The sequence below is a fragment of the Terricaulis silvestris genome (assembly GCF_009792355.1).
Lineage (GTDB): Bacteria > Pseudomonadota > Alphaproteobacteria > Caulobacterales > Aquidulcibacteraceae > Vitreimonas > Vitreimonas silvestris.
This window is the reverse complement of record NZ_CP047045.1, coordinates 2,393,132-2,418,383: the sequence shown is the minus strand read 5'-3', so window position 1 is coordinate 2,418,383 and position 25,252 is coordinate 2,393,132. Positions and strand designations below refer to the sequence as shown.

Sequence of the window (25,252 nt, the reverse complement as noted above, 5' to 3'; positions counted from 1 at the left end):
CTGCCCGATGGCGGATGGATTTCCCTCTGTGTCGCAACGTGATCGGCGCCCCGAATCGGGGTCAAGTGCGCCGCTAACAGGCGCGCCAATGACAGATCACGCAGAACTCCCACCACCGCGCAGCGGCGGGCGGCTCGATCCGCTGCAGATCCTGTTCTGGATCTCGGTGACAGTTGGCGTCGCCGCGGCGGGTATTGCGATCACGGCGGGGCCGAGCGTTGGGCAAGCCGGCGCGGTGTTGCTGGTGCTGCTGGCGGCCGCGGGCATGGTGCTGTTCTTTTGGATGTCGCGCGGCGCTGGGCGCAAGCACGGCGCGTTTCCGGAGCGCGGCGCGATCGCGGCGTCGGCGCTGCATAGCGGCAATCGTGAGTTCGCGTTGATCGAAGCGCTGGATGAGGCGGCGCTGATCACCGACGCGAGCTTGTCTCCTCTAGTCGGCAACCAGGCCTATCTCGAAATCGCGCACGCCACGGGCGTGCTGGGCGATAGCGATCGACCGCCGATGCTGAGCCGCTTGTTCGGCGCGGACCCAATGCTGTCGGCGCCGATGTTCCGGCTGTCGAAGGCGGCACAGCTCGGGCAGGCGCGGCGCGAGGAATTGCCGGCGACCGGCGCGCTCAGCGGCAGACACGCGCGCTACGAAGCGTGCGTTGGTCCGATGCCGGGCGGTTACGTGCTGTGGCGTTTGCGCGAAATGGGCGCGGCGAGCGAGCAGAGCGGACAGGCTGAAGAGGGGCGTCAACTCTTCTTGGATGATTCACCGGTTGGCTTCTTCGCGGCGCGCGCGGATGGCACGATTGTTTATATGAACCGCTCGCTGCGCGCGGTGCTTGGCCTAGGCGACGATCCTTCGCTGCTGCGGGTCAAGGACTTCGTGAAGGAAGATGCGTCGCGCTTGGTGCGGCGTGACCGGCGTGGGTTCGGGCCGTCGCGCTCGCGGATCACGCTGAAGGGGATTGATGGCCACGAGACGCAAGCGTCAGTGCTGTCGTTCTGGCCGGCGGATGACGTTGACGGTGCGGCGCGGACTTTGGTGTTCTTCTCCGACGCGGAAGCGCCGGAAACGCCGGCGGTGGTGCGCACGGACATGACCAACGCCGATGGCGGCGTGTTCGCCAATGCGCCGTTCGGGATGGCTGTGCTCGATGGCATTGATCCAGCGTCGGCTGCGGTGCTGGATTCCAACGCGGCGCTGATGGAAATGACGCAAGGCCGCGCGACGCCGAGCGCGCCGTTCGCGGATTTGTTCGACGCGTCGGAAGGGCCGAGTGCGTTGGCGCATCGTCTGCGCCAGGCGATGAACGATCCGATCGAGATCACGCTCGCCACCACGCCGCCGACAGCGGTGCACGTCCATTTCGCGCGCTCGCCTGAAGGGCGCGGCATTGCGTATGTGCTGAACGTCTCGCAGCAGCGCGAACTTGAGACGCGGTTGGCGCAGTCTGAGAAGATGCGTGAAATCGGCGAACTGGCCGCGGGCGTCGCGCACGACTTCAACAACCTGCTGACGGTCGTGATGCAGACGTGCTCGACGCTGCTGCGCCGCCACCCGGTGGGCGATGCGGACTATCCGATGCTGCGCGAGATTTCCGACCACGCTGTGACCGCGAAGGAGCTCTCAGAAATGCTGCGCGCCTATGCGCGTCAGCAAACGTTCGCGCGCGAAGTGTTCGATGTGGGCGACTTCATCGGCTCGAAGCAGGAACTGATCCGCCGCATCATGGGCGCGTCGATCCCGTACGAAATTCGCCACGGACGCGATCTGCCGTTCGTGAAGGTGGACAAGACGCAGCTTGAGCGCGTGCTGATCAATCTCGCCACCAATGCGCGCGATGCGATGACGCCGGCCGGGTCGCCGATGCCGCGCGACGGCAAGCTCACGGTGCGCACCTCGGTGATCACGGCGGAAGCGGCGCGTGGGCTGGGGCACAATCCGATCGAGGACGGTAAGTACACTTTGATCGAAGTGGAAGACACCGGCGGCGGCATCAAGCCCGAGCATGCGGCGAAGATCTTCCGCCCGTATCACTCGACCAAGGAGGCCGGCAAAGGCACCGGGCTTGGTCTCGCCACCAGCTACGGCATCATCAAGCAATCCGGCGGCTACATCTTCTTCACGTCGAAGCTGGGCGTCGGCACCACGTTCCGCATCTTCCTGCCGGAATACATCCCGACACAGGAAGAGCTCGACGAAATCTCCGCAAAAGAACGCGCGCTGCTGAAGCCGGCGACGAAGGATGTGGCGGGCCGCGGCAAGATTCTGTTCGTGGAAGATCAGACCGCGGTGCGGCGCTCGATCGCGCGCAATCTCAAGGAGTGCGGCTACGAGGTCGAGGAAGCCGAGAACGGCGAAGAGGCGCTTGAAGTGATGTCGCGCAATCCGGGCGCGTACGACATCATCATCTCCGACGTCTCGATGCCGATCATGACCGGCCCCGAGATGCTGCAGGAAGCGGACCCCGCATACATCGGCAACGCCAAGGTGCTGTTCTTGTCAGGCTACGCGCCGGAAAGCTTCAGCCACATGCTGGAGCAATACCCGGTGCACTACATGAGCAAGCCGGTGACGATGGAGCAGCTCGTCGGCCGCGTGAAGGAAATCCTCGCGACGGCGGCTTAGGTCCTCTCCCCTTGTGGGAGAGGACAGCGTTTGCGAGAGCAAACGCAGGTGAGGGTAAGGGCGCTTGAGTTGGAAGCGCTGGCGCCGGCTCCCCTCATCTGACCTCCGCTTCGCTCCGGTCTGTCTTCTCCCACAAGGGGAGAAGACCGTTCACGCCCTGCCGTGGAGTGCGTTGAGGATCGTTTCCATCGTTCGTTCGCGTTCGCCGAAGAGTTCGCTCGTCCAAATGCGCAAGACACGAAAGCCCGCGGCGTGAAGCGTTTCAGTGCGCTTCGCATCAAACGCCGCTTGCTCAGGCGCCGCGTGCTGGGAGCCATCGAGTTCGACGATTAGCTTTCGCTCGAAGCAAGCGAAGTCCGCTACGTAGTCGCCCAGCGGGACTTGACGTCGAAACTTGAAGCCGGCGAAGCGACGGTCTCGCAGCAGCATCCAAAGGATGCGCTCTTCATCGCTCATCTCACGGCGCAGTTTTCGGGCGCGCCCGAGCGTCTCTTCGGTTTTTGCTAGCCGCTTCACCGGGCGAATGTGCGCTTGGTGAAGCCGTGTGACTAGAGCGCCTACAAACACCCCTCAACATTCTGAATGCTCGGCCCACCCGCGTGCACTGCGGTCACCACGCCTTGCGCGTCCGTCTCGTAGCGGACGCCGCGGGCGGCGGGGTCTTGCACGAAGGTGGTGGCGTTGGCGGGGGCGCCGACGGTCCAGATCGTGATGTATTCCGCGCCATCGACGTACTTATGCGGCTCGGATGCAGCGCTGGCGCCGTACGCGGCTTTGATCGCAGCGCTTGTGTCGCCAACGCCGAAGCCGCGATCGGTTTTGAGTTCGGTGTTGTTGCGCAGGATGATGGAGGTGAGCACGTCCTGCTGGATCATCACCAGCATGCCTTCAGGCGCACGCGCGGGATGGAAGAGATCGCACGACGCCGGATCGGCGCCGCCGACGGCGTTGGGATTGCCGGCGCCAACGGCGGCGGTCACTTCAGCGCGCGTCATGCCGACATGGAGCGGCCCCCAGCCGTTCGCGGTGATGGCGTTGGTATCGACCGGCGCCTCGGTGGCAACTGGCGCATCGGTGGATTCAGCGGGCGGCGGCGCTGGGTTGCACGCAGCGAGGATCAAAGCGAGGGCGGTGGTGGCTAACAGTCTCATGGCAACTCCTAGTGCGCGCAGGCCTGAGCGAAATGCGGGCGAAGCTGAGGTGTTCCCATGTTCTGCGTCAGCGCCCCGCTTTATCAAGCGCGTCGAACTCTTCCGCGGTGAGTTCGATGGCGGCTGCTTGGGTGTTTTCTTCCAAGTGCTTGACCTTGCCGGTGCCCGGGATGGGCAGCATCACCGGACTCCGCTTCAGCACCCAGGCGAGCGCGATTTGGCTGGGCGCCGCGCCTTTGGCTTTTGCGATCTTGTCGAGGATCGAGCCTTCGCGCGCCAGTTCGCCGGCGTTGAGCGGGTACCAGGGGATGAAGCCGATGTTTTGCGCTTCGCAGTAGGCGAGCACGTCTTCGCTTTGGCGGCTGGCGAGATTGTAGAGGTTCTGCACCGTCGCGACGGGGAAGACTTTTTGCGCCGCCTTGATGTCGGCGACGCTGACTTCGCTCAAGCCCGCGTGCGCGATGATGCCTTGATAGAGCAGAGACTTCACGGCGTCGAATTGTTCGTTCGCTGGGACTTTGGTGTCGATGCGGTGGAGTTGCCAGAGCTTGTGCTGCTCGACGCCGAGACGCTTCAAACTGCCTTTGGCGTCGGCGATGAGTTTTTCGGGACGGCCATCCTGGCCCCAATCGTCAGGCCCGCCGCGCGTCAGGCCGCCTTTGGTGGCGATGAGCAGGGCGTCATAGGGATGTAGCGCTTCGCGGATAAGCTCTTCGGAAACGTGCGGGCCGTACGATTCCGCGGTGTCGATGAAGTTGATGCCGAGTTCGGGCAGGCGCTTCAAAGTGGCGATGGCTTCGGCTTTGTTCTCGGGTTGGCCCCAGATGCCGCGGCCCGTGACGCGCATGGCGCCGAAGCCCAAGCGGTTCACTTCGATTTGGCCGCCGATTTTGAAGGTGCCGGAACGCGCGGCGAGGGAGGAGTCGAGCTGTGCCATGGGTCGTCCTTGGGAGGGCGCGGGAATATGCGCTGGCTCCAAGTGGGGCCGTGGCGTGACGGGATCAAGCGTGTGCCTTATTGCCTGCGCGCGCGTCGCGGCCCATTTTCTGGGCAATGAGAAAACTGCTCGCTTTGCATGATGCCCCGCGCCCGCATTGGGTGGGCGACGGCTTTCCGGTGCGCTCGATGTTTTCGCCGCAGACGCATGGCGACGCGGTGAGCCCGTTCATTCTGCTCGACTATGCGCAGCCCTACCAGTTTGAGCCGGCGACGCAAAAGCGGGGCGTGGGCGTGCATCCGCATCGCGGCTTCGAGACGGTGACCATCGTCTATGAAGGCGAAGTCGATCACCGCGATAGCACCGGCAATGGCGGCCATATCGGCCCAGGCGACGTGCAATGGATGACGGCGGCGTCCGGCATTCTGCACGAGGAGTTTCACTCCAAGGCATTCACCGAGAAGGGCGGCGCCATGGAGATGGTCCAGCTTTGGGTGAACCTGCCGGCGAAGGATAAGATGTCGCCGCCTGGCTATCAGACGCTGCTGGACGGCGCGATTCCGTCTGTCGCGATCGACGGCGGACGCGTGCGCGTGATTGCGGGCGAGTACGCTGGCGCGCGCGGGCCGGCGAAGACGTTCACGCCGATCAACATTTGGGACGTGCGCTTGAAGGCGGGCGCGAAGACGGAGTTCGCGCTGCCGGAAGGCCATACGCTGGCGCTGTTGGTGCAGAGCGGCTCGGTGAAGCTGCACAGCGGCGAAAGCGCCGGCGCGTCGCAATTCGTGCTGTTCGCGCGCGATGGCGGCGCGATCGCTATTGAAGCGGAGAGCGATGCGAAGCTGTTGGTGCTGAGCGGCGAGCCGATCAACGAGCCGGTGGTGCAGTACGGGCCGTTCGTGATGAACACGGAAGGCGAGATCCGTCAGGCCATCGTGGATTTCAACGCCGGCAAGTTCGGCGACATCGCTGCGTTCGCTTAGGGCGCGGCGCTTAGCCCATCGAGGGCAGCACCAAAGCCGTAAATGATGGCGCTCAGCACGAGCGTCCAAAGGCTCATAACAAAGGAGGCCAGCGACGCGACCGCTAGTGACCGCACGGGCGTTGCGCCCTCGCGTCGCTCTTCCAAGTAAAACACGAGGCCGACGCCAAGCGCCAAAACCGCTGGAACCACAAGCCAGAGCGGTTGCGATACAAGGCCGAAATAGAAGCTCGCCAAAGTCGTGGCGATGATCGGAAGCGAGACGTATGTCGGAAGTCGAGACAACGACGTTCGCGTCAGCGCCCAGTTTTGCGCAAACGCTTCGCCGCGAGGATCACGAGTTTCTCGCTCGGCGGATAGACGATGACGCCGCCGTCGGGCGCGGTGACGAGGATCATGTTCGGGTCGGGCTTCTGTAACGGGCCGGCTGGGCGCGAGATTGCAGCCGTCTTCACGCGAAACGAACTCACGCCCTCGAGCGTCGCCGGATGGCGGCCTGTCGGCGGCAGTGGCGCGAGCGACGATGCCATGTGGGCAGTCTCCGTTTCCCCGGCTCTGACTAAAGCGCGGGAACAGCGGCGTGGGAATAGGGCTTGGGCTGTTCGCCGACGCGAGCCACAGTATTTAGCCGTCGTTGCGTTTGGCTTATCGGCGTTCCAAATCCCGAGATGTTCCGCTTGTGTTCTGAGAACAAACGCGGTACAAATGATTCCTCGGCGGGCGCATGGGCTGGCCGATGGCCTTTAGAGCTGGACTCAGGGCCAAGTGGGAGGCGGATAAGATGGCCAAGCTGAAGCTCGTTGAGGAAGCGGTGGAAACGGACAAGCAGAAGGCCCTCTCAGCCGCTCTGAAGCAGATCGACCAAGCCTTCGGCAAAGGCTCGGTGATGCGCTTGGGCGAGAAGCCGGTGGTGGAGATCGAAGCAATCTCGACCGGTTCGCTGTCGCTCGACATTGCGCTCGGCATTGGTGGCCTGCCCAAGGGCCGCATCGTTGAAATTTATGGCCCGGAAAGTTCGGGCAAGACGACACTCGCGCTGCACGTGATCGCGGAAGCGCAAAAGAGCGGCGGCGTGTGCGCGTTCGTGGACGCCGAACACGCGCTCGATCCGATCTATGCCCGCAAGCTTGGCGTCGATCTCGACGATCTGCTGGTCTCGCAGCCGGACACTGGCGAACAAGCGCTGGAGATCACCGACACATTGGTGCGCTCGGGCGCGGTCGATGTGCTGGTGATCGACTCTGTGGCGGCGTTGACGCCACGCGCGGAAATCGAAGGCGAGATGGGCGATAGCCTGCCGGGCCTGCAAGCGCGGTTGATGAGCCAGGCGTTGCGCAAGCTGACGGCCTCGATCTCGAAGTCGAACACGCTGGTGATCTTCATCAACCAGATCCGCATGAAGATCGGCGTGATGTACGGCAACCCGGAGACGACCACGGGCGGCAACGCGCTGAAGTTCTACGCCTCGGTGCGTCTGGACATCCGTCGCACCGGCCAGATCAAGGAGCGCGACGAAGTCATCGGTTCGGAAACCCGCGTCAAAGTGGTGAAGAACAAGGTGGCGCCGCCGTTCAAGCAGGTGCAGTTCGACATCATCTACGGCGAAGGCATCTCCAAGACCGGCGAATTGGTTGAGCTCGGCGTGAAGGCCGGCGTGATCGATAAGTCCGGCGCTTGGTACGCCTACGGTTCGCAGAAGATCGGCCAAGGCAAGGAGGCCGCGCGCCGGTTCTTGAAGGAGAACAAGGCCGTGGCAATCGAGATCGAAGATAAGATCCGCGGCAAATCGGCGGTGGTGGCGGACGCGATGTACTCGCCGCCGAACGACGAAGAGGCCAAGGACGCCGCTGAAGGCGAATAGGAACAAGTTTCGCCGGCTGGTTCGGAGGCGTGTAGCCGACCCGACCCCATGCCCTGGCCATGTTTCTGGGCCGGCCGGCGAATTACCTGAAGGTCTGCGGAAAGGGCCGTCCTCTGGGCGGCCCTTTTGCTGTTGCGGCGGTGCGGCGCTTGGCGTTGTGCACCGCACTACCTATACCAAGCCGGAACACTGATTTGGCTTGGAAGACATGCAGAGCGTCAACGACATCCGTCGGCAATTCTTGGATTTTTTTGGTTCGCGCGGCCATGAGCTGCCGGGCTCGTCTTCGCTTGTACCGCAAGACGACCCGACGCTACTCTTCGTCAACGCCGGCATGGTGCAGTTCAAGAACTACTTCACCGGCGCCGCCAAGCCGCCGTACCCGCGCGCGGCGACGTCGCAGAAGTGCGTCCGCGCCGGCGGCAAGCACAACGATCTCGACAATGTCGGTTACACCGCGCGCCACCTCACGTTCTTCGAGATGCTCGGCAATTTCTCGTTCGGCGACTACTTCAAGGAAGGCGCGATCGACGCCGCGTGGACTCTGATCACGAAGGATTTCGGGCTGCCGAAGGACAAGCTGCTGGTCACTGTCTATCACGATGACGACGAGGCGGCGGCGCTCTGGAAAAAAATCGCGGGTCTCTCCGAAGACAAGATCATCCGCATCGCGACGGCGGACAATTTCTGGTCGATGGGCGACACTGGACCGTGCGGGCCGTGTTCGGAAATCTTCATCGACCGCGGCGACCACATCTGGGGCGGCCCGCCCGGTTCGCCGGAGCAGGACGGCGATCGCTTCCTCGAGTTCTGGAATCTCGTGTTCATGCAGTATGAGCAATTCTTGGACGGACGCCCGCGCGAGAAACTGCCGAAACCGTCGATCGATACCGGCATGGGTCTCGAGCGCATCGCTTGCGTGATGCAGGGCGTTGAGTCCGTGTTCGAGACGGACCTGTTCCGCACCATCATCGCGGCGTCCGAAGATTTGACCAAAACCAAGGCGCAAGGCGAGCAAGCGCCCAGCTTCAACGTCATCGCCGATCACCTGCGCTCATCGTGCTTCCTGATCGCGGACGGCGTGTCGCCGTCGAACGAAGGAAGCGGCTACGTGCTGCGCCGGATCATGCGCCGCGCGATGCGGCATGCGCATATCCTCGGCGCGAAAGAGCCGCTGATGTATCGCCTGGCGCCGACGCTGATCGCGGAGATGGGCAACGCGTACCCGGAGCTGAAGCGCGCGCAGCCCGTGATCGAAGCGCAGCTGCGCGAAGAAGAAGAACGCTTCCGCCGCACGCTGGCCAACGGTCTGCGGCTGCTTGAGGATGAACTCGGCGGCTTGCAGAAGGGCCAGAAGCTTTCGGGGCGCACGGCGTTCAAGCTCTATGACACGTTCGGTTTTCCGCTCGATCTGACGCAGGACATTCTGCGCGGACGCGGGCTCGAAGTGGATGTCGCCGAATACGACGCGGCGATGCAAGGCCAAAAGGATCAGGGCGCCGCGAGCTGGAAGGGCGCTGATGGCGCCGACAATCCGGCGATCTGGCATTCGATCCTGGAGCGCACGACCGGCAACGAATTTCTCGGCTACGGCGCTGAGGCGGGCGAGGGCAAGGTGACGGCGATCGTCGCCGGCGGCGCCGAGCAGCATGAGCTGCGCGAAGGCGCCGCCGCGGCGCTCGTGTTCGATCGCACCCCGTTCTACGCCGAAAGCGGCGGCCAAGCGGGTGATCGCGGCATGATCACGTTTGCGAACGGCGCGGAGTTCGTCGTTGAGGACACGCTGAAGCAGGCGGGCGCCGTGCATGCGCATGTGGGGCGGCTGACCAAGGGCGCGATCAAAGTTGGTGATAAGGCAAAGCTTGAGATCGATCACACGCGCCGTCAGCAGATCCGCGCCAATCACTCAGCGACGCACTTGGTGCACGCGGCGCTCCGCAACGTGTTGGGACCGCACGTGTCGCAAAAGGGTTCGCTGGTTGAGGCCGACTATTTCCGGTTTGACTTCAGCCACGGTCAGGCGCTGACCGCGGACCAAATCGCGCGCGTTGAAGACGAAGTGAACGCGGTGATCCGTCAAAATGCGGAAGGCGTGATCAAGGAAATGGCGCCGGCGAAGGCCATCGAGGAAGGCGCGCTGGCGCTGTTCGGCGAAAAGTATGGCGACACCGTTCGCGTGCTGCGCTTCGGCGATGCGCTCGATGGCGCCGGCAAGCCCTATTCCGTGGAGCTTTGCGGGGGCACGCATGTGAAACGCACGGGCGACATCGCAGTGTTTTCGATTTTGAGTGAAGGCGGCGTTGCTGCCGGCATTCGCCGCATTGAAGCGGCGACGGGTGCGGCGGCGTTGGCGCATCTGAAGGCGCAAGCGGCGTTGGCGAAAGCCATCGCGGCGAACATCAAGGCGCCGTTGTCGGAAGTCACGGAGCGTGTGTCGCAACTCGCTGACGAACGCCGCAAGCTTGAGCGTGAGCTGAGCGAAGCAAAAAAGAAACTGGCGCTTGCGGGCGGCGGGGGCCAATCGGCGCCGGCCGGGCCGGAGACCGTCGGCGGCGTCTCCGTGCTGGCGCGCGTGCTCGATGGCGTCGCGGCGAAAGATCTTCGCGGGCTGGTCGATGAGGGCAAGAAGTCGATCGGCTCGGGCGTCATCGCTTATATCGGCGTCGAAGATGGCAAGGCGGCGCTGGCTGTCGGCGTCACCGACGATCTGAAAGCGAAGGTGAGCGCGGTCGATCTCGTGAAGGCTGGCGTTGCTGCCGTCGGCGGGCAAGGCGGTGGTGGGCGGCCCGACATGGCGCAGGGCGGCGGGCCGAATGGCGCGGAAGCGGGCAAAGCGCTCGACGCGATCCGCGCGGCTTTGCAAGGCGCGCTGGCGGCGTGAGTATGTTTACGTATCGCGACGCGACGGCGGTTGATGCGGAGGCGATTGCTGACTTCGCGCGCGAGACGTGGACGGCGACGTTTGGCCATCTCTATCCGCCTGAAGATCTCAACGCGTTTCTCACCGCCAAGTTCGGCGCCGACATTCAGCGCCGCGAAATGGCGGACGGCCTCCGGTACGTGCTCGCGTTCGACGACGCGGGGCTCGCCGGCTATTGCGCGATGGGCGCGCTTGACATGCCGGTCGACGATCCGCGCGCGCTCGAATTGCATCGGCTCTACATTCACGAACGCGCCAAAGGCGCCGGCGTTGCGGTGAAGCTGATGGACGAGACCATCGCTTGGGCGCGCGCCAAGGGAGCGCCGGCGCTTTATCTCAGCGTTTGGGAAAACAACGAACGCGCGCAGCGTTTTTATCGCCGCGTCGGCTTCGCGGATTACAGCGAGTGGGACTTCATGGTCGGCGCCACCGCCGATCGCGATTTCATCTGGCGGCTGGCGCTTTAGAGATCAGTTCGCGTCGGTAACGTCTCGGAAACCAAATCAATCGTTTTTGGACGACTCGATTCGGTAGTGGGGACGGCCGATATGACGCAAAACGATGCACTGGCCGCTTATCTCGGACCAGAGCTTTTCGAGCGGCTCGATTGGGGCCGTCTCTCGCATGCGCAACGTGACGCGATTCTCTCTGTGTTCCGAGTCGGATTAGGCGCGGGCGCGCAATCGGGCTCCGTGGCGACGATCGATTGCGTGCTGGCGCGCGGCAAGGTCGTGATCTGCGAAGACGGTTCGCACTGGCAGGCGCGCGATCGTGACGATGCCGAACTGATCGAGGATTGGGGTGCGGGCTCGATGGTCGCGATCCATCGTCAGCTGCTCTACAAGCTCGACCCTTACCAAGCGGCAGAGGTGGAGTTGCTGCGGCTCTAGCGCTAGCGTGTTCGTTCATTGCGGAGCCGAACCGATGGCCGACTACGAAACCGTCAAACTGGAAATCGCCGACGGCGTTGCGACGCTGACATTGAACCGGCCTGACCGGATGAACGCGTTCACCGACCAGATGGTGCGCGACATGATCGCGGCGTTCGATGAGACCGACGCGAATGACGACGTGCGCGTGGTGATCGTGACCGGCGCTGGGCGAGCGTTCTGCGCGGGCGCGGACCTCGGCTCGGGCGGGGCGACGTTTGACTACGAGAAGCGCTTGGAAGCGCGCGGCGGCGGCAAGTTCGATCCTGATCGCGCGCGCGACGGCGGGGGGCAAGTCGGCATCCGCATCTATGAAAGCCTGAAGCCGGTCATCGCGGCGATCAATGGCGCGGCGGTTGGCGTTGGTGCGACGATGACGTTGCCGATGGATATCCGTTTGGCTGTGCCGGGCGCGAAGATGGGGTTTGTGTTCACGCGGCGCGGGATCGTGCCGGAGACGTTGTCTTCGTATTTTCTGCCGCGGCTTGTTGGCGTTTCGACTGCGCTTGAGTGGACGATGACGGGGCGGGTGTTCACGAGCGAAGAAGCGAAAGAGCGCGGGCTAGTGCGGTCGCTGCATGCGCCGGATGAGCTGTTGCCGGCGGCGCACGCGCTGGCGCGGGAGATTGCGGACAACACTGCGCCGGTGTCAGTGGCGTTGGCGCGGCGGATGATGTTGGACATGCTTGATGCTGGCCATCCGATGGAAGCGCACCGGTTGGAAAGCCGGCTCATGGTGGCGCGCGGGCAGGCGGGCGATGCGAAGGAAGGCGTGACGTCGTTTTTGGAGAAGCGCACGCCGGTTTATCCGGATCGCGTTTCGACCGACATGCCTCAACCGTATCCGTGGCGGCCGACGCCGCCGTTCCGGGAATAGAGCAGCGCGCAGCGACCTGGTGTCCCAGCCTTGCGGCCAGAGTGCTTGCGATTGCGGATGAGAGCGGTTCATGCGCAGCATCATAGCGCCGCTGCGCATGTGTCGGATTGTAATGTTTGGCGTTGAAGCGCGTTTGAAGACGCGCGCTCGTCTAAGGACGCCGATACTGGATGAAGCCGAGGTTCTTTGCGACTTGATCGTAGAGGCTGCGGCCGGCGTAGTTGGTCTCGTGCGTGAGCCAGTAGACTCGGCTGCAGCCGAGTTTATCGGCGCGCTTGTAGACGGCTTCGATCAGCGCGCGGCCGACGCCGCGTTTGCGTGCTGCGGCCGAGGTGAACAGGTCTTCGAGGTAGCAAAAGTTCTGGATCGCCCAGGTGCCGCGATGGAGCACGCAGTTCACCAGGCCGATCAGTTCATGCGTTTCCTCGTCTTCCGCGACGAGGCAGAACATCGGTTCGGACGGATCGAGGAAACGGCCGAACGTGATGTCGCTGACGTTCTTGGGCAGCTCGGATTCGTAGAACGCGAGATAGCCTTGCCAGAGTACATCCCAACCGGCGCGATCTTCGGCGGTGACGTCACGAATGATCATCGACGAACCTCGATTGTTGCTTCTTCTTCGGCCGCGACAGCTTCGCTGTCGTCGTCCCTGGTCATAAAGAAGGGTCCCGACCATTCGGGATTGATCCAGATGCCTTCGATGCGCGTGAGTGCCTCGTTGGCTGTTCCCTCGTACCGGATGGCGAACCCAAGATCAGCCTCGGCGCTATAGAACTTGGTGAAAACGATCTGAAGGCCGCTGCGCGTGCCTTCGATCTCGGCCTTCAGCACAGAGAGATTGAGCCAAGGGTCGGCGACGTTAGGTTCATCGATAGCGCCGAAGAATGCGCCATTTTGCTCCTCGATCTGCGCGTTGAACACAGTCTCGGGAAATGCGTCATCCGGGTAGCGGTAGGCGCCGCTCCAAGACCCTGTCAGGGAGGAGCGGCGGTTTTCGCTCACGCCGCGCCCATCGCTTTGTCGAGATTGTCGGCGACGGCGTCGAGGAAGCCTTCGGTGGTGAGCCAGGATTGCTTGTCGCCGACGAGGAGCGCGAGGTCCTTGGTCATCTGGCCGGACTCGACGGTGTCGATGGTGATTTTCTCGAGCAGCAGCGCGTAGTCGATGAGCTGCTGGTTGTTGTCGAGCTTGCCGCGATGGGCGAGGCCGCGCGTCCAAGCGAAGATCGAGGCGACCGAGTTGGTGCTGGTCGGCTCGCCTTTTTGGTGCTGGCGATAGTGGCGGGTGACGGTGCCGTGCGCGGCTTCCGCTTCCATCGTCTTGCCGTCCGGCGTGATCAGCACGGAGGTCATCAGGCCGAGTGAGCCGAAGCCTTGCGCGACGGTGTCTGACTGCACGTCGCCGTCGTAGTTCTTGCAGGCCCAGACATAGCCGCCGCTCCACTTCAGGGCGGAGGCGACCATGTCGTCGATCAGACGATGCTCGTAGGTGAGCTTGCGCTTGTCGAACTCGGCTTTGAATTCGGCGTTGAAGATCTCTTCGAAGATGTCCTTGAAGCGGCCGTCATAGGCTTTGAGGATGGTGTTCTTGGTCGAGAGATAGACCGGGTAGTTCTTCAGCAGCCCGTAATTGAATGACGCGCGCGCGAAGTCGCGGATCGAGTCATCGAGGTTGTACATCGCCATGGTGACGCCAGAGCCTGGCGCCTTGAACACTTCCTTCTCGATCACCTGGCCGTCGTCGCCGACGAACTTGATCGTCAACGTGCCCTTGCCGGGGAAGCGGAAATCGGTGGCGCGGTACTGATCGCCGAAGGCGTGGCGGCCGACCACGATGGGCTTGGTCCAGCCGGGGACGAGGCGCGGCACGTTCTTCATGATGATCGGTTCGCGGAAGATGACGCCGCCGAGGATGTTGCGGATGGTGCCGTTCGGCGACTTCCACATTTCCTTCAGGCCAAACTCTTTCACACGCGCTTCGTCGGGCGTGATGGTCGCGCACTTTACGGCGACGCCGTATTGTTTGGTCGCGTTGGCGGCTTCGATGGTGATCTGGTCGTTGGTGGCGTCGCGGCTTTCGACGCCGAGATCGAAATACTTGATGTCGAGATCGAGGTAGGGGTGGATCAGGCGTTCTTTGATCGCCGCCCAGATGATCCGGGTCATCTCGTCGCCGTCCATGTCGACGACTGGATTGTCCACCTTGATCTTGGCCATCGTTCTGCTCGCCTTTCGCGTTCGGGAAGTTGGGCGCGTGGTAGCAGCTAGCGAAGGCCGCGCAAACTGCGACGGCTGGTCTTAGTGGCGGGCATGGGAAATGGCGCTTTTGGCCATGTCCCGATACAACTCCGACCGATGACTCGCGCTCGAAACATGCCGCCGCCGATCGAGGAGGAATGGCCAGCAATCCTGCTGGTGCGTCCCCAGATGGGCGAAAACATCGGCGCGGTTGCACGCGTTTTGTTGAATTTTGGCCTGATTTCGCTCCGCCTCGTCGCGCCGCGTGATCGCTGGCCCAATCCGAAAGCTGAGGTGGTGGCGGTCGGCGCCGACAAGGTGCTGAAGGGCGCGCGGGTCGAGTGGTCGCTCGACGAGGCATTGGCGGATGCAACTTTGGTGATCGCCGCATCGGCGCGACCGCGTGGGTTGGAGAAGCCGGTGTGGGGCCCGCGCGAGGCGGCGCTGAACATTCGCGCGGCGTTGGCGCTGGGCGAGAAGCCGGTGGTTATGTTTGGGCCAGAGGCCGCTGGAATGGAGACGGAAGAAATCGCGCGGGCGGATGCGATCATGACGTTGCCGGTCAATCCTGGGTTTGCGTCGCTCAACTTGGCGAATGCGGTGGCGGTGTTTGCTTTTGCTTACGCCGAGGCGCGGCAGGTGGAGGATTTGCCGTCTTGGTTTCGGGATTCCGAGAGTGAGCCGGCGACGCAGGAGGAGTTGGAAAAGCTGTTCGGTCATCTTGAGCAAGAGCTTGAACATGGGCGCTTTTTCCACCCCGACGACAAGGCGGCGCTGATGAAGCGAAACCTGCGTTCGATCTTCCTGCGGGCGCGGCTGACGGTGCAGGAAGCGCAGACGCTGCGCGGCGTGATCAAGGCGCTCACCATCGGGCGCGGCGGGCGCAAGAAAGATGACCTGTAGGAAATGACTATCCCGGGCCGAGGGATTTTGGTTATCCACAGAACGAATGCAGAAAACGGCGCGCCGCAAACCGAAGACGACCGCACAGGCCGCGCCGTCTCAAGCGCTGGTGCCTTGGGGCGGGGAAGAGGTCGACGTTGATCGCTTCGTGGCCGAGAGCTGGGTCGATCTGCTGAACCGGCAGCGTTGGTTATCGAAAAAGCTGAAGCTCGAAACCGCGCCGTGGCTCGTCGATCAGAACGCAGGGATCATTCAGTTCGAGCGCAAGGACGGCGCGGTGGTGACGGCGCCGGTGCAGATTATCGGCGCCTGGAATCCGCGCACCAGCATTTTCCGCTGGGCCTGGGATCATCCGATGGTGGTGCAGCGGCTGCGCAACGACGCCGAACGCACGCGCTGGTTCGGCGATAAGCACGGGTTGGAAGAGTTGACGGTGAAGTCACTCAAGATGGACGAGCAGGAAGCGTGGCGGCTGACGGCGTTGGCGATGAAGGTGAACGGCTCGCACGGCGTTTATCGCGCGCCCACGGAGGGCCCGGTGATCTTTATGACATTGGGTAAGCCGAACGTGCGCAAGGTGAGCGCTTAGGCTTTGCGTTTCCAGCGCTGCCAGGGCGTGAGCGGGCGATAGCGCGGCGTTTCGGTCGGGCCGGCTTTTACGCATTCGAGCAGCTCGCGGCGCATCAGGTGCGCGACCGCGTCTTGCGCGGCGCGTTTGGAGAGACCGGTGCGCTCAGCCAGATCGGCGTAGCTCAACGCGACGCGCTTGCCGTCACCTGCGGACCAGATCGCGACGTAGGTGAGGAAGGCCGAAGGGCGGCGATCGTGCGACACGAGATCGGCCATCAATGTGCTGAAGACGTAGGCGTCGATCTGGGTTGTCGCTTTCATTGCTATAGCAATGACTGACGCCATCGACTTGAGCAAGAGCTGAGCGTAGCGCGGATGGTGGAGGTTCGCCCATGATTACGCATCTCAAGTTCGCTTCTATCCCGACGCGCGATCAGGACACGGCGGTGTTGTTCTGGACCGAGCAAGTTGGTTTCCGCGTGTTGACCGATCAACCGATGGGACCGGGGAAGCGCTGGATCGAGCTGGGCATTCCGGGCGCGGACACGCGGATCGTGCTGTTCACGCCGGATGGGCACGAGGAGCGCATTGGGTCGTTCTTCAACGGATCGTTTGCGTGCGACGATGTCGACTACACCTACAAGCAGATGAAAGAGCGCGGCGTTTCGTTTGAGTCCGCACCGGAAAAGCAGCCCTGGGGCGCGTTCGCCAAGTTTCGCGATCCGGACGGTAACACGTTCGTGCTGTCGAGCCGGTAGGCGGCGTCGGAATTTCTTTACCGTTCACGCCTGTAAACTGCGACCACAGCGATTCTTCGTGTGGTGCGCATGTCTAGAGATCAGATCGTTCGTGTTGCGATACTATCGGGCGCCATTCTCTTTGTGGTCGTCGCGCTCGACTATTTGATCAACGTGGTCATCGCGCCAGGCCACACGCCTTATACGCCTCTGGTAACGATCGCGATTGCTCTGGCCGTGACGCCGGCGGCCATCACCTATCTCTTGCTGCAGAACGCCAAGGTGCAAAAGGCGCAGTCGGCGCTCGCCGAAGAGCGCGTGGCGCGGCAAGCAGCGGATGGCGCCAACGCCGCGAAGACGCAGTTTCTCGCTAACATGAGCCATGAGCTGCGCACCCCGCTCAATGCCATCATCGGTTACGCTGAGATGGTCGAGGAGGAGACGCGCGGCGCCAAGCTGGATGTCGCGGCGGAGGATTCGCAGCGCATTCAGCGCTCGGCGCATCATCTGCTGGGGCTGATCAGCGAGATCCTGGATCACGCTCGGCTTGAGACGGGCAAGACTGAGTTGAAACCAGCGCCGACGGCGTTGCAGGCGGTGTTCAACGAAGTCGCGGAAACGGCGCGTGCGGCGGCCGCGGCGAATGGCAACAGCTTCGAGGCGCAGTGCGATCCGGACATCGGCTCGGCCTATCTCGATGTGATGAGGCTGCGTCAGTGTATGCTGAACCTCACAAGCAACGCCGCGAAGTTTACGAAGAACGGGCGCATCAGCATCGCGATGAGCGCGAGCGGGAATGATGGGTTTGCGTTTGTGGTGACCGATAGCGGCATTGGCATGCCGGACGAAACTGTCGAGCGCCTGTTTCAGCCTTTCGTACAGGCGGATTCATCGGTGACGCGTGAGTACGGCGGCACGGGATTGGGCTTGGCGATCACCAAGCAACTCGTGGACGCGATGGGCGGCTCGGTGGGCGTTGCGAGCGAACCAGGCAAGGGCTCCACATTTACGCTGACGATGAAACGCAGCAATGCCGGTGCGAACGTGGTGACGTTCGCAGCCTAAGCGCCTTCGCGCATCCGGCGCCAATTCAAGAACAGCTCGGGCCAGGTACGCGCTGAGTTTTGATCGAGTCCGCGCAAGCCAAAGCCATGTCCGCCGCGCTCGAAGATGTGCATTTCCGTGGGCACGCGGGCGGCGCGAAGCGCGGCGCTGTAGTTCAGCGTGTTTTCGACCGGCACGGCCGGATCGTCCGCGGCGTGCATGATGAATGTTGGCGGCGTGTCGGCGGGCGGGGCGGCCTCGAGCGAATAGGCAGCCACTCGCGCGTCTGTTGGATTTTCACCCAGCAGGTTGCGGCGCGAGCCCGGGTGCGCATGCGGAGCGCGCATCGTGATGACGGGATACATTAGCGCGGAGAGATCGGGCCTGGCGGAGAGTTCGTCGTCGGCATCGATTGGCTCGTACACACGCGCGTTGAAGCGTGTAGCGACGCTGCCGGCGACGTGGCCGCCAGCGGAGAAGCCCATGACGGTGAGGCGCGCCGGATTGATGCCGTCTTGCGCGGCGCGGGCGCGGATAACGCGCACGGCGCGCTGCGCGTCCTGCAGCGGCGTGTCGGCGCCGGCTGCCCAGCCTTGGTGCGGCAAGCGATGGCGCAGCACGTACGTTGTGATGCCGCGCCGTGAGAACCAGCGCGCGCCTTCGTAGCCTTCCTTCTCGATGACCACCCACGAATAGCCGCCGCCGGGAATGATGAGCAGCGCGGAGCCGTCTGGGTTCTGTGCGTTGAAGCGCTGGATGATGGGGCGCGTGACCTCGTGTGCGGCGCGATCGACGAGGCCGAAGGGGTTGGTGCGCTCGACGATGCGTTCTCTAAGCGTGACCCCTTCGCCGCCGGGCGGTGTGCCGGGCCATAGCGGGATGTCTTCGTCGGGTTGGCGGTCAAGGTCGATGAGGAGTGTGGTTTCACTTTGCGGCGCTATTGCTGGCGTGGCGCAGGCGGCGAGTGCGGCCGGAAGTGTGAGGATGGAGCGGCGATCAACGGCCATGAGCGGATTATGTCCCTTCTCCTGGTTAAGGAGAAGGTGTCCGCGAAGCGGACGGATGAGGTTTGCTGATCTTACCAGGAGAGGCCGCGCCTCCTTCGGACGCGCCGGTAAACCTCACCCGTCGTTCGCTTTGCTCACTGACACCCTCTCCCTAACCGGGAGAGGGGACGCTAATCTTTCAACGCGCCGACCATTTCGTGGCCTTCGCCGCCGAGGATTTCGAGCTGCGTGATCGTGCCTTCGGCGATTTCTTCCTCGCTATCGACGTAAGTGACGCCGTCGATCTCCGGCGCGTCGGCTTTGGTGCGGAAGGAATAGGCTTCGGCATCTTCGTCCCAGCCGTCGCAGATGGCGTCGACGGTCTTGCCGATCATGGATTGGAGGCGCTGGTGGGCGAGCGTGGTTTGCACTTCCATGAAGCGATCGTAGCGCTCGTCGACATCGTCTTGATCGACGTGGCCGGGGAGGTCGCGTGAGGGCGCGCCTTCGACGTTTTCGTATTTGAACACACCGGCGCGATCGATCTCGGCTTCTTCGATGAAGTCGAGCAGTGTTTCGAAATCGTCTTCGGTCTCACCGGGGAAGCCGACGATAAAGCTCGAGCGGATGGTGAGGTCTGGGCAGATGTCGCGCCACTTCTTGATGCGATCGAGCACTTTGTCCTGGTTCGCGGGGCGGCGCATGGCTTTGAGCACGCTCGGGGAAGCGTGCTGGAACGGGATGTCGAGGTAGGGAAGGATTTTGCCTTCGGCCATGAGCCCGACGACTTCGTCGACGTGCGGATAGGGGTAGACGTAGTGGAGACGCACCCAGGCGCCGAGGTCGCCGAGCTCCTTACAGAGATCGTAGAACTTGGCGCGGACCATGCGGTCCTTCCATTTGCTCTCGGCGTATTTGACATCGACGCCGTAGGCCGACGTGTCTTGGCTGATGACGAGCAATTCCTTGACGCCGGCTTTCACCAGTTGTTCGGCTTCGCGCAGCACGGCGTTGGCGGGGCGCGAGACGAGATCGCCGCGAATGCTGGGGATGATGCAGAAAGTGCAGCGGTTGTTGCAGCCTTCGGAAATTTTCAAATAGGCGTAGTGGCGCGGCGTGAGGCGGTAGCCGCCTTCTGGCACGAGATCGATTTTGGGATCGTGCAGCTGCGGTAGATGCGTGTGCACGGCGCCGACGACGGCTTCGTATTGGTGCGGGCCGGTGATCTCCAGCACTTTCGGGTGTGCTGCGCGGATCAGGCTCTCTTCTTTGCCTAAGCAGCCGGTGACGATGACTTTGCCGTTCTCGGCGATGGCTTCGCCGATGGCGTCGAGGCTTTCGGCTTTGGCGCTATCGAGGAAGCCGCACGTGTTGACGACCACGAGGTCGGCGCCTTCGTAGCTGGCGCTCAGCTGATAGCCCTCGGAGCGCAGGCGCGTGATGATGCGCTCGCTGTCCACGAGGGCTTTAGGGCAGCCGAGGCTGACCACGCCGATGGTTGGGGCTTTTGTCATGTGGAGGCGGGGCTTCTAGCGCAGGTGCGGAGTTATCCCAAGCGGCGGCGCTGAAAAATGAAGGCGTCCGGAAACGGCCAGCGTCGCAGTCCGTTTCTGGCGAGTATGGGGGCCAAGGAGACAAGCCATGGCGACTGTCAGAAAAGACTTCCGGAGCGCGCGCTTGGCCGATGAGGTTTGGGCGAAGCTGAAGCGGTTCGATGCGGTGCATGAGTTGGCGCCGGGCTTTGTCACGGCGACGAAAATGGAGCCCTCCGGCGCGCGGATGGTGACGTTCGCGAACGGGATGGAAATCCGGGAATGGCCGGTTTCTAGCGACGATGCTCAGCGTCGCTTGGTTTACGCCATCCTCGATCACCCGCGGTTCACGCACTATTCGGCGGCGGCCCAGGTGTTTGAGGACGGGACGGGGAGCCGGTTCGTCTGGACTGTGGATTTCCTGCCGGACGAGATGGCCGGGATGCAGGACGCTTCGATGGAAGCCGGCGCGAAAGCGATGGCGGCGGCGTTGTAGCTGGGAGTATCGGCCTGCCGTCTGCTGCGAATGACTTGCAGGAGCGTTCTCGACACGCTAAGTTTCTTTGCGGGTGACTATCAGTCGCCGAAAAAGCCTTTGCTTACAGAGAAGTGCGGGATGTACGTCTGCAATTGTAACGGTGTGACTCGCAACGAGGTCGATGAGGCCATCGCTGCCGGCGCGCAGGGTCCGGAGGCGGTTCTTGCCCATCACGGGTGTGAACCTTGCTGCGGTCGCTGCCTGCCTGAGATCGCCGATGGCATTGCTGGCGGCGGAATGGCTTGCGCCAATCGGAGCCTCGTCGCAGCGGAGTAACGCGCGATGAAGGGCGACCCGGACGTCATCAAGCAGCTCAACAAAATTCTGACCAATGAGCTGACGTCGATAAACCAGTATTTCCTGCATGCGCGCATGTACCAAAGCGATGGCTACGGCAAGCTGGGCAAGAAGACGTACGACGAATCCATTGAAGAGATGAAGCACGCCGACAAGATCGTGAACCGCATCTTGTTGCTTGAAGGCCTGCCGAACCTGCAGACCCTGAACAAGCTGCAGATCGGCGAAGCGGTGCCCGAGCGGCTGCAGGCCGACTTGAATGCTGAGCGCACGGGGCACGCGGGGATCAAGGAAGGCATCACGCTCTGCGAGGAGAAGAAGGACTACGTCTCACGCGACATGCTGACGGAGCTGCTCGACGACACCGAAGAGCACATCGACTTCCTCGAGACGCAGCTGATGAACCTCGATCAGATGGGGCTGCAGAATTATCTGCAAAGCCAATACGATCTGGACAGCGCGCCGGACGCTTAGCGCGCCAGGCCTTGTGCCGACGCCGTTTCGAAGCGCGCCACTTCGCGGAAGCCTTCGCCTGACTTGAGTGCTGCCGAGCCAGTGGCGTCGAGCAGAAGCCACTCGCTTGCGGCCTCGAACGAGTCGAACTGGCGCACGTCAGCCCAGGGGCTGCGGTCCACGTTGCGCTTGGCGAGCCAGTGGCTGAGAAAGCGCTGGCCGGCGGGGCTCTCGCACACCCAGCCCGATCGGCGCACAAACATGAGACCCAGCGGTTCGAATAGCTGGCGGTGAGCGTTGAACACGCCGTCGAGCTTGCCGAGGGAAATCTCCGAAACGTCAATGCCGGCGTGAATGACGCTGATGCAATCGAAGCCGAGCCAAATTGGACTGGCGGCGTTGAATGCGGCGTGGTCGTGCAAGTCCTGCGCGGTCATCGCGCCGAAATATTCAGTGCGGCTGAGTTCGAGGCTCTCATTGTGGCGCAGCACGATCGGCACGACGCAATCCTTCTCAGCGCACGAGAGCGGCGGGTTGCTCGAAGCGCATGATCTCGACGAAGCCTTCGCGGCGTTCGGCGAGGGCGATTTCTTCGGGGCTCAACACCAGCCATTCGCCGGCTTCGGCAAGGGTGTCGAACTGGCGCACGGCGCTCGACATGCCTTCGCGGATGTCGCCGGAGAGCCAGTGGCGCACTTGCGGCTTAGCGGCTTCGCTCAAGCAGACCCAAGCCGAGCGGCGCAGGATCTGGAATTCGATCGGCGCGTAGAGTTTGCGGTAATGCACGAAGAGCGCGTCGAGTGCGAGTTTATCGACGTCCGAAAAATGGGCGCCGGGCATGACCACGGCGAGGCCATCGCGGACCATGTGTTCGGGATTGGCGGCGGCGAATTGGGCAAGCGCGGTCAGCTCGGCCAGCGTGATCACGCCGCCGTACTCGACCAGGTTAAGTTCAAGCGCCGCATTGTGGCGAAGAACGACAGTCACAATTTTGCTCCCGGTATCAGCGTTTGCGCGGGCCACCTTTAGGAAAGGTTAAGCACGATGCCGCGGGTCGCACCGGAAACGCTGGCCGTCGCAGCGTGTGTTGACTGCGCGACGGTGCGAGCGCTCGTTCGGGTCATGAAATATCTTCTGTTGGCGTTGGTTTTGGCTTTGGGCGCGTGCGCGAGCGCGCCTGTCAGCGAGGATCGCCTCGAAGCGTCGCCAGCACCCGTCATCGCGGCCGAGCGCGCGTTTGCGGCGGACGCGGCGCGGCGCGGGTGGGTGGCCGCGTTTCGGACCTACGCGGCGGCGGACGCCATCATGCTCAGCCCCGATCCCGTAAACGCGCAGGCGCAGTTGGCCGAGATCGAGGGCGACGGCAGCACGGCGTTGGATTGGCGACCGGCTTATGCAGGGATTTCGCGGTCCGGCGACTTCGGTTTCACGACTGGTCCGTTCCAGATGCGCGGGCGCGATGGGATCATCGGCCACTACTTCACGGTTTGGCGGCGCCAATCGGATGGCGACTGGAAGTGGATATTCGACGCGGGGACGGACGTGCGCGATCCGGGGCCAGCGGTTGAACCCGACGCTGCAATCCCAAGTATCGTCGTCGCAACGGGCGGCGCGTCAGGGGAAGAGACGGCGATCGCGGCGATTGCCGCGCTTGAAGAGGCCAACGCCCGGTCAGTGTCGCTCGCCGGCTTGCTTGCCGACGACGCGCGGGTGAACCGGCCATACGAGCCTGCAGCGGTCGGTGGCCAGGCTGCGTTTCGGCTGATGGCGGCGGAGGGAGGGGCGACCTTTACCTCATTGCGCCGTGAGGCGGCCTCCGGCGGAGACATGGTGTTCTCGTTGGGCGAGGTTCGGGACAGCAATGAAGGCGTTGAGCGGCTTCGCTATTATGCCCGGATCTGGCAATGGCGGCCGGAAGGCTGGCGGATCGTGTTTGACGAGATCGTGCCCCGGCGCGGCGGTTGACCTCGGGCTAAGCCCCCTCTAGAAGCCCCGCTTCCCGCGCCGAACCTCGTTTCGGCGGTGGGTCCATACTGGGTGACGGGCAACCGCCAGGGCAGTCGCGATCTCGTTTGTGAGGTCGCCGGTCCCCGTCAGAAGAAGAAGGCGCCTCAAGCGCATGACGAAGCGTATTCAAGCCAAATACAAATCGGACCGCCGTTTCGGCCAAAACCTCTGGGGCCGTCCGAAATCTCCAGTGAACAAGCGCCAATACGGCCCGGGCCAACACGGCCAGCGCCGCAAAGGCAAGACCTCTGACTTCGGCCTGCAATTGGTCGCGAAGCAGAAGCTGCGCATGTACTACGGCAACATCACCGAAAAGCAGTTCCGCAAGACCTACGAAGAAGCCGCGCGCCGGAAGGGCAACACGGCTGAAAACCTCATCGGCCTGCTCGAGAGCCGCCTCGATGCGGTGGTCTATCGCTGCAAGTTCGTGCCGACGGTTTTCTCGGCGCGTCAGTTCGTGAACCACGGCCACGTCAAGGTGAACGGCCGCCGCGTCACCATCCCGTCCTTCCTGGTGAAGGTCGGCGATCTGATCGAAGTGCGCGAGAAGGCCAAGTCGATGGCCATCGTTCTCGAAGCGCTGGCCAGCGGCGAACGCGACACGCCGGATTACCTCGAAGTCGATCCCAAGGGCATGGTTGCGCGCTATCAGCGCATCCCGGTTCTCTCTGACGTGCCATATCCGGTGCAGATGGAGCCGAACCTCGTCGTCGAATATTACGCGAGCTAAGCGCATAAACTCGCTGGACATCAGGCCTCGCGGTGACGCGGGGCCTTTTTCCTGCTTGGTAGGCGCATGACGTCCGGGCGCTACATCCTCACCCTGCAGTGCCCGGACGCCGTCGGCATCGTGGCGGCGGTGGCGACGTTCTTGGCTGAGCGGCAGTTCTCGATCGAGGAATCCGATCAGTTTCACGATCTCCCGCGCGACTATTTCTTTATGCGCACGGCGTTCTCGAAGAAGAACGGCGGCGCGGATCTGGCCGAGCTGCAGCAGGCGTTCGCGTCGATCGCGGCGCGGTTCGCCATGGAGTGGCGGATCCACGACACGGCGGAGCGGCCGCGCATCGTGGTGGCGGTCTCGAAGATCGGGCACTGCTTCTACGATCTGCTGCACCGCGAGCAGACCAGATGGCTGGGCGGCGACATCGCCGCGATCGTCTCCAACCACACCGAGATGGAGCCGTTTGCGCGCTGGCGCGAGAAGCCGTTCCATCATGTGCCGGTGACGGCTGAGACCAAGGCCGATGCTGAGGCGCGGCTGCTAGCGATCATGGACGAAAGCGGCGCGGAATTGCTCGTGCTCGCGCGTTATATGCAGGTACTGTCGCCCGAGATTTGCGCGGCGCTCGCGGGGCGCTGCATCAACATCCACCACTCGTTCCTGCCGAGCTTCAAGGGCGCCGAGCCCTACACACAGGCGCACGCGCGCGGGGTGAAGATCATTGGCGCGACGGCTCACTACGTTACGCCCGACCTCGATGAAGGGCCGATCATAGAGCAGGCCGTCAGCCGCGTGGCGCATCATCACACGCCGCGCGACTTGGTCGAGATGGGCCGTGATGTTGAAAGCCAAGTGCTGGCGCGAGCGGTGCGTTGGCACTTAGAGCGCCGGGTGGTCATCACCGGCAACAAGACAGTGGTGTTCGCGTGAGCGTGACCGAGGGGCGT

30 protein-coding genes are annotated in these 25,252 nt (G+C 63.1%); 17 read left to right on the top strand and 13 right to left on the bottom strand.

The annotated features are described in order from the left end of the window. The first annotated feature begins 88 nt into the window (after window positions 1–88). Entirely contained in the window at window positions 89–2,620 is a 2,532-nt protein-coding gene (locus DSM104635_RS12390) for a hybrid sensor histidine kinase/response regulator (RefSeq protein WP_158766499.1), read from the top strand. A 150-nt stretch (window positions 2,621–2,770) separates the two neighbouring features. Here DSM104635_RS12390 and DSM104635_RS12385 read toward each other — a convergent pair whose 3' ends face one another. The 3 genes from DSM104635_RS12385 to DSM104635_RS12375 form a co-directional block, all read right to left on the bottom strand. After that, window positions 2,771–3,136: an endonuclease domain-containing protein gene (locus tag DSM104635_RS12385; RefSeq protein ID WP_228445676.1), complete on the bottom strand. Its 366-nt coding sequence runs from the start codon at window positions 3,134–3,136 to the stop codon at window positions 2,771–2,773. A gap of 41 nt (window positions 3,137–3,177) precedes the next feature. Beyond that, a complete protein-coding gene (locus DSM104635_RS12380) occupies window positions 3,178–3,771 on the bottom strand; it encodes a hypothetical protein (RefSeq protein ID WP_158766498.1) in 594 nt (197 codons plus the stop codon). A gap of 67 nt (window positions 3,772–3,838) precedes the next feature. Next, the gene (locus DSM104635_RS12375; RefSeq protein ID WP_158766497.1) at window positions 3,839–4,708 is read right to left on the bottom strand and encodes an aldo/keto reductase; all 870 of its coding nucleotides are present in this window, start codon (window positions 4,706–4,708) and stop codon (window positions 3,839–3,841) included. A 116-nt stretch (window positions 4,709–4,824) separates the two neighbouring features. On the opposite strand from DSM104635_RS12375, the gene DSM104635_RS12370 reads away from it, so the two are divergent. Then, window positions 4,825–5,691, top strand: coding sequence for a pirin family protein (locus DSM104635_RS12370; RefSeq protein WP_158766496.1), 867 nt, complete (start codon window positions 4,825–4,827; stop codon window positions 5,689–5,691). Here DSM104635_RS12370 and DSM104635_RS12365 read toward each other — a convergent pair. Both DSM104635_RS12365 and DSM104635_RS12360 read right to left on the bottom strand, forming a co-directional pair. After that, window positions 5,688–5,975, bottom strand: coding sequence for a hypothetical protein (locus DSM104635_RS12365; RefSeq protein WP_158766495.1), 288 nt, complete (start codon window positions 5,973–5,975; stop codon window positions 5,688–5,690). The two genes, DSM104635_RS12370 and DSM104635_RS12365, sit on opposite strands and share 4 nt — an antisense overlap. A gap of 11 nt (window positions 5,976–5,986) precedes the next feature. Beyond that, window positions 5,987–6,220 carry a hypothetical protein gene (locus DSM104635_RS12360; protein ID WP_158766494.1) on the bottom strand — a complete coding sequence of 78 codons (234 nt, stop codon included), beginning with the start codon at window positions 6,218–6,220 and terminating at the stop codon, window positions 5,987–5,989. Between the two features lie 251 nt (window positions 6,221–6,471). Here DSM104635_RS12360 and recA point away from each other — a divergent pair, with 251 nt between their 5' ends. From recA to DSM104635_RS12335, 5 genes are all read left to right on the top strand, one after another. Continuing rightward, a complete protein-coding gene (gene recA, locus DSM104635_RS12355) occupies window positions 6,472–7,551 on the top strand; it encodes a recombinase RecA (protein ID WP_158766493.1) in 1,080 nt (359 codons plus the stop codon). A 208-nt stretch (window positions 7,552–7,759) separates the two neighbouring features. Next, window positions 7,760–10,432 carry an alanine--tRNA ligase gene (gene alaS, locus DSM104635_RS12350; protein ID WP_158766492.1) on the top strand — a complete coding sequence of 891 codons (2,673 nt, stop codon included), beginning with the start codon at window positions 7,760–7,762 and terminating at the stop codon, window positions 10,430–10,432. 2 nt (window positions 10,433–10,434) lie between these two features. Continuing rightward, a complete protein-coding gene (locus DSM104635_RS12345) occupies window positions 10,435–10,938 on the top strand; it encodes a GNAT family N-acetyltransferase (RefSeq protein WP_158766491.1) in 504 nt (167 codons plus the stop codon). 81 nt (window positions 10,939–11,019) lie between these two features. Then, window positions 11,020–11,361: a hypothetical protein gene (locus tag DSM104635_RS12340; protein WP_158766490.1), complete on the top strand. Its 342-nt coding sequence runs from the start codon at window positions 11,020–11,022 to the stop codon at window positions 11,359–11,361. A 34-nt stretch (window positions 11,362–11,395) separates the two neighbouring features. After that, complete coding sequence (locus DSM104635_RS12335; protein WP_158766489.1) at window positions 11,396–12,277, top strand: crotonase/enoyl-CoA hydratase family protein; 882 nt, start codon at window positions 11,396–11,398, stop codon at window positions 12,275–12,277. Window positions 12,278–12,428: 151 nt separating this feature from the next. On the opposite strand, the gene DSM104635_RS12330 is transcribed toward DSM104635_RS12335, so the two are convergent. From DSM104635_RS12330 to DSM104635_RS12320, 3 genes are read right to left on the bottom strand one after another with little or no spacing between them, the layout of a single operon-like run. Next, window positions 12,429–12,869 (bottom strand): GNAT family N-acetyltransferase, encoded by a 441-nt coding sequence (locus DSM104635_RS12330; RefSeq protein WP_158766488.1) that lies wholly within the window; start codon window positions 12,867–12,869, stop codon window positions 12,429–12,431. Then, a complete protein-coding gene (locus DSM104635_RS12325) occupies window positions 12,866–13,279 on the bottom strand; it encodes a hypothetical protein (protein WP_158766487.1) in 414 nt (137 codons plus the stop codon). Before DSM104635_RS12325 ends, DSM104635_RS12330 begins: the two co-directional genes overlap by 4 nt. Continuing rightward, complete coding sequence (locus tag DSM104635_RS12320) at window positions 13,276–14,493, bottom strand: NADP-dependent isocitrate dehydrogenase (protein ID WP_158766486.1); 1,218 nt, start codon at window positions 14,491–14,493, stop codon at window positions 13,276–13,278. Before DSM104635_RS12320 ends, DSM104635_RS12325 begins: the two co-directional genes overlap by 4 nt. Before the next feature lie 138 nt (window positions 14,494–14,631). Here DSM104635_RS12320 and DSM104635_RS12315 point away from each other — a divergent pair, with 138 nt between their 5' ends. Together DSM104635_RS12315 and DSM104635_RS12310 are read left to right on the top strand one after the other, a co-directional pair. Next, window positions 14,632–15,417, top strand: a complete 786-nt coding sequence (locus DSM104635_RS12315) for an RNA methyltransferase (RefSeq protein ID WP_228445675.1) — start codon at window positions 14,632–14,634, stop codon at window positions 15,415–15,417. 46 nt (window positions 15,418–15,463) lie between these two features. Further along, window positions 15,464–16,006: a DUF6882 domain-containing protein gene (locus DSM104635_RS12310; RefSeq protein WP_158766485.1), complete on the top strand. Its 543-nt coding sequence runs from the start codon at window positions 15,464–15,466 to the stop codon at window positions 16,004–16,006. Here DSM104635_RS12310 and DSM104635_RS12305 read toward each other — a convergent pair. Further along, complete coding sequence (locus DSM104635_RS12305) at window positions 16,003–16,308, bottom strand: helix-turn-helix domain-containing protein (RefSeq protein ID WP_158766484.1); 306 nt, start codon at window positions 16,306–16,308, stop codon at window positions 16,003–16,005. The two genes, DSM104635_RS12310 and DSM104635_RS12305, sit on opposite strands and share 4 nt — an antisense overlap. Before the next feature lie 71 nt (window positions 16,309–16,379). Here DSM104635_RS12305 and DSM104635_RS12300 point away from each other — a divergent pair, with 71 nt between their 5' ends. Then, window positions 16,380–16,745, top strand: coding sequence for a VOC family protein (locus tag DSM104635_RS12300; protein ID WP_158766483.1), 366 nt, complete (start codon window positions 16,380–16,382; stop codon window positions 16,743–16,745). Between the two features lie 69 nt (window positions 16,746–16,814). Then, window positions 16,815–17,789: a sensor histidine kinase gene (locus DSM104635_RS12295; RefSeq protein WP_158766482.1), complete on the top strand. Its 975-nt coding sequence runs from the start codon at window positions 16,815–16,817 to the stop codon at window positions 17,787–17,789. Here DSM104635_RS12295 and DSM104635_RS12290 read toward each other — a convergent pair. Together DSM104635_RS12290 and rimO are read right to left on the bottom strand one after the other, a co-directional pair. Continuing rightward, a complete protein-coding gene (locus tag DSM104635_RS12290; RefSeq protein WP_158766481.1) occupies window positions 17,786–18,775 on the bottom strand; it encodes an alpha/beta hydrolase in 990 nt (329 codons plus the stop codon). The genes DSM104635_RS12295 and DSM104635_RS12290 overlap by 4 nt on opposite strands. 170 nt (window positions 18,776–18,945) lie before the next feature. After that, window positions 18,946–20,268, bottom strand: a complete 1,323-nt coding sequence (gene rimO, locus DSM104635_RS12285) for a 30S ribosomal protein S12 methylthiotransferase RimO (RefSeq protein WP_158766480.1) — start codon at window positions 20,266–20,268, stop codon at window positions 18,946–18,948. A 127-nt stretch (window positions 20,269–20,395) separates the two neighbouring features. On the opposite strand from rimO, the gene DSM104635_RS12280 reads away from it, so the two are divergent. From DSM104635_RS12280 to bfr, 3 genes are read left to right on the top strand one after another with little or no spacing between them, the layout of a single operon-like run. Next, on the top strand, window positions 20,396–20,782 hold the full coding sequence (locus DSM104635_RS12280; RefSeq protein ID WP_158766479.1) for an SRPBCC family protein: 387 nt from the start codon (window positions 20,396–20,398) through the stop codon (window positions 20,780–20,782). A 30-nt stretch (window positions 20,783–20,812) separates the two neighbouring features. Then, entirely contained in the window at window positions 20,813–21,100 is a 288-nt protein-coding gene (locus DSM104635_RS12275; RefSeq protein ID WP_323368310.1) for a (2Fe-2S)-binding protein, read from the top strand. Between the two features lie 6 nt (window positions 21,101–21,106). After that, a complete protein-coding gene (gene bfr / locus DSM104635_RS12270) occupies window positions 21,107–21,595 on the top strand; it encodes a bacterioferritin (RefSeq protein WP_158766477.1) in 489 nt (162 codons plus the stop codon). Here bfr and DSM104635_RS12265 read toward each other — a convergent pair. Both DSM104635_RS12265 and DSM104635_RS12260 read right to left on the bottom strand, forming a co-directional pair. Further along, on the bottom strand, window positions 21,592–22,074 hold the full coding sequence (locus DSM104635_RS12265) for a hypothetical protein (RefSeq protein WP_158766476.1): 483 nt from the start codon (window positions 22,072–22,074) through the stop codon (window positions 21,592–21,594). The genes bfr and DSM104635_RS12265 overlap by 4 nt on opposite strands. A 13-nt stretch (window positions 22,075–22,087) precedes the next feature. Then, on the bottom strand, window positions 22,088–22,561 hold the full coding sequence (locus DSM104635_RS12260) for a hypothetical protein (RefSeq protein ID WP_158766475.1): 474 nt from the start codon (window positions 22,559–22,561) through the stop codon (window positions 22,088–22,090). 135 nt (window positions 22,562–22,696) lie between these two features. On the opposite strand from DSM104635_RS12260, the gene DSM104635_RS12255 reads away from it, so the two are divergent. From DSM104635_RS12255 to purU, 3 genes are all read left to right on the top strand, one after another. Next, a complete protein-coding gene (locus tag DSM104635_RS12255; protein WP_158766474.1) occupies window positions 22,697–23,539 on the top strand; it encodes a Cif family virulence factor in 843 nt (280 codons plus the stop codon). A 154-nt stretch (window positions 23,540–23,693) separates the two neighbouring features. Next, window positions 23,694–24,311, top strand: coding sequence for a 30S ribosomal protein S4 (gene rpsD / locus DSM104635_RS12250; RefSeq protein WP_158766473.1), 618 nt, complete (start codon window positions 23,694–23,696; stop codon window positions 24,309–24,311). A gap of 66 nt (window positions 24,312–24,377) precedes the next feature. Continuing rightward, on the top strand, window positions 24,378–25,235 hold the full coding sequence (gene purU / locus DSM104635_RS12245; protein ID WP_158766472.1) for a formyltetrahydrofolate deformylase: 858 nt from the start codon (window positions 24,378–24,380) through the stop codon (window positions 25,233–25,235). The last annotated feature ends 17 nt before the right edge of the window (window positions 25,236–25,252 follow it).